Here is a 2,550-nt window from a genome sequence, read left to right on the forward strand (position 1 = left end):
TAATGGAAGACGTCCTAAGAGACTTCTATGCTGGAAGTCTGCTATCAGAGCCCGATGATGATCCAGGAGCGAAGCACGACGAGCCTAGGCTGACTACGCCTCCCAACCACGAACGGGTAGGCAAAGAAATCTTGGAGCAAGATGAGGAGTTGATTCGTGTTCTCGAAGCATATAGTGTCCAGCCGCAAGAAATTTTCAACATCTTTATGCGCCAGGAGAACCCGCCGTTTGTCAGCTTGATGAGTTCAGATCTTGATGTAGATAGGCTTGACTATCTCCAACGGACAGCAACTCATTCTGGGCTCCCATATGGTGCCGTAGATGTCGACTACTTGATGAGCCAGCTTACTCTCGATACGAATGGAATGGTTTGCCTCACGAAAAAGGCTCTCCGAACGGCAGATCATTTCCTCCTAGCCAGAAACTTTGACTACCAGCAAGTCGCATATCATAAGACTGTGGCAGCATTTGAACTCGTCTTGAAAGACGTCATTCGTGGAATGCTCACGGCGGGATTCTTCCAATGCGACTCAAACTGGGTAAAGGATGCAATTCGAACATCAAAGTGGCCCGATTTCGATGACGCTCGAATGCTAGGATTAATCAGAGAATATGCTGCCAACCTGGATCGAGGAAGCACGGATCTCATAAAGGCAAGAGCCGTGCTCGATCGCCGTCCTCCCAAGATGGTTGCGAATGTGGAGTTCGTTGAGCGGAACAATAGCACGTCGAATAGCTGGTATGTTCTTCGGAAACAGAGCTTGTTGGATGAGATGGACAAGATCGCCAGCGAACTGCGGATCGATCGGAACCTTTGGTATGAGTGGAGACCATCCAAGACAGCGTTTACCAAAGGCACCTCCGAACTGTCAGCAGCAACTCTCAATAGAGCAGAAGACATTGAGCAAGAGCGAGAACATCTGCAAGAATCAATCATGATCCTCGATGATCATACCGGCGTCGGGAAGCCCCTTATGCTAGAGGAATCGTCCTGGATGAAAGTTCTATCTAACTACAGACGATATAGTTTCCGAATCTATCTGTTAACTCCTGATGACAATATAGATCAAGTGCGTGAGGTTCGTGCAAGGCTTCTAGAAAAGTCAAGGAGCGGCCGAAGCGGTGGTGATCGCTAGTTTCGCCTACTAGACGCGGCAATCGGTCCCGATTGAGTCTCGTGGTACTATCTGTCGGTTATTCGCGCGGGCTCGCTTCGCGAGATGCCGCCGTTCCATGCGCAGCGTTCAGCATCACGATTGAAGGCGGGCAATGTCGGTAGCAGAGGCGCTCCGGGGTCGGGTGGGGCTGGTCTTCCCCGGGCAGGGAAGCCAGTTTGTCGGCATGGGCAAGAGCCTCGCCGACACTTCCGGGGCGGCGCGGGACGTCTTCGCTGAGGCTGACCAAATTTTGGCGGTTTCGCTGTCCGGACTCTGCTTCGAGGGGCCGGCGGCCGAGCTGGACGATACGTACAACTCGCAGGCCGCCATCCTGACCGCCAGCGTCGCCGCCTTGGCCGCGATTCGGGAACGATTGATCGTGAGCGGCCAGGCGATGGCGCCGGTGGGGTTCGCGGGGCACTCGCTGGGCGAGTTTACGGCGCTGATCGCCGCCGGATCGCTCGATTTCGCGACGACCTTACCGGTGGTGCGCGAGCGCGGACGGTTGATGCGAGAAGCGGGCCAAGAGCGGCCGGGCGGGATGGCGGCGGTGCTGGGTTTGGATGATGACGTGCTGACTGACGTTTGTGCCGAGGCGGCGGCCGGCGGGATCCTGGTCATCGCCAATGCCAACTGTCCGGGCCAGACCGTCATCTCGGGCGAGATCGGACCGCTGGAGCGGGCGATGACGCTGGCCAAGGCGCGGGGCGCCAAGCGGGTGACCCGGTTGGGGATCAGCATCGCCTCGCATTCGCCGCTAATGGCGGACGCCTCGGCCCAACTGGCGGTGAAGCTGGCGGAACTGCCGCTCCTGCCGCCGGGCACACCGATCTTTGCCAACGCCACCGGCCTGCCGCTGACCACCGTGGCCGAGATCAGGCAGGAGCTGGCGCGGCATGTCGAGCGGCCGGTGAACTGGACGAGCACGATCCGGGAGATGGTCAAGGCGGGCGCCGTCTCGTTTGTCGAGGTGGGGCCGGGCCAGATCCTTTCCGGCTTGATTAAGCGGATTAATCGCGATGTGAACACCTTCGGCTTGGGGGATTTCGGCCTTCCGGTCGATAAACCAGTCGCCGATCGGGGGAACTGAACGTGGGACGGGTGGTTATTACGGGTCTGGGCGCCATCACGCCGTTGGGGATCGGGGTTGAGACCTTCTGGCAGGGGCTGACCGCCGGCCGTTCCGGGGTGCGCCGGATCGAGCATTGGGACGCCTCCGCCCTGCCGGTCCAGATCGCGGGTGAAGTGCCCGACTTCGTGGCCAAGGAGTTCATGGACCCGAAGGCGGCGCTACGAATGGATCGCTTCGCCCAGTTCGGCGTCGCCGCCAGCCGCCAGGCGCTGGAGCAGGCGAGGCTGCCCATTACCGACGAGAACCGGGAGCGGATCGCGG

3 protein-coding genes are annotated in these 2,550 nt (G+C 58.9%); all 3 read left to right on the forward strand.

Going from position 1 to position 2,550, the window contains the following annotated elements; genetic code table 11:
- Positions 1-1,136 (forward strand): hypothetical protein (locus tag M3436_20560; GenBank protein ID MDQ3566363.1); only part of this gene is annotated, 1,136 nt, incomplete at its 5' end.
- 133 nt (positions 1,137-1,269) lie between these two features.
- The gene (gene fabD / locus M3436_20565; protein ID MDQ3566364.1) at positions 1,270-2,247 is read left to right on the forward strand and encodes an ACP S-malonyltransferase; all 978 of its coding nucleotides are present in this window, start codon (positions 1,270-1,272) and stop codon (positions 2,245-2,247) included.
- Between the two features lie 2 nt (positions 2,248-2,249).
- The coding region (locus M3436_20570) for a beta-ketoacyl-[acyl-carrier-protein] synthase II (protein MDQ3566365.1) at positions 2,250-2,550 on the forward strand (301 nt) is incomplete at its 3' end.

The organism is Pseudomonadota bacterium (assembly GCA_030859565.1).
Taxonomy (GTDB): Bacteria; Pseudomonadota; Gammaproteobacteria; order JACCXJ01; family JACCXJ01; genus USCg-Taylor.

What these genes read in the sequence shown, in the direction of transcription:
- fabD (MDQ3566364.1), top strand. Translation starts at nt 1,270, where the DNA reads ATGTCGGTAGCAGAGGCGCTCCGGGGTCGGGTGGGGCTGGTCTTCCCC.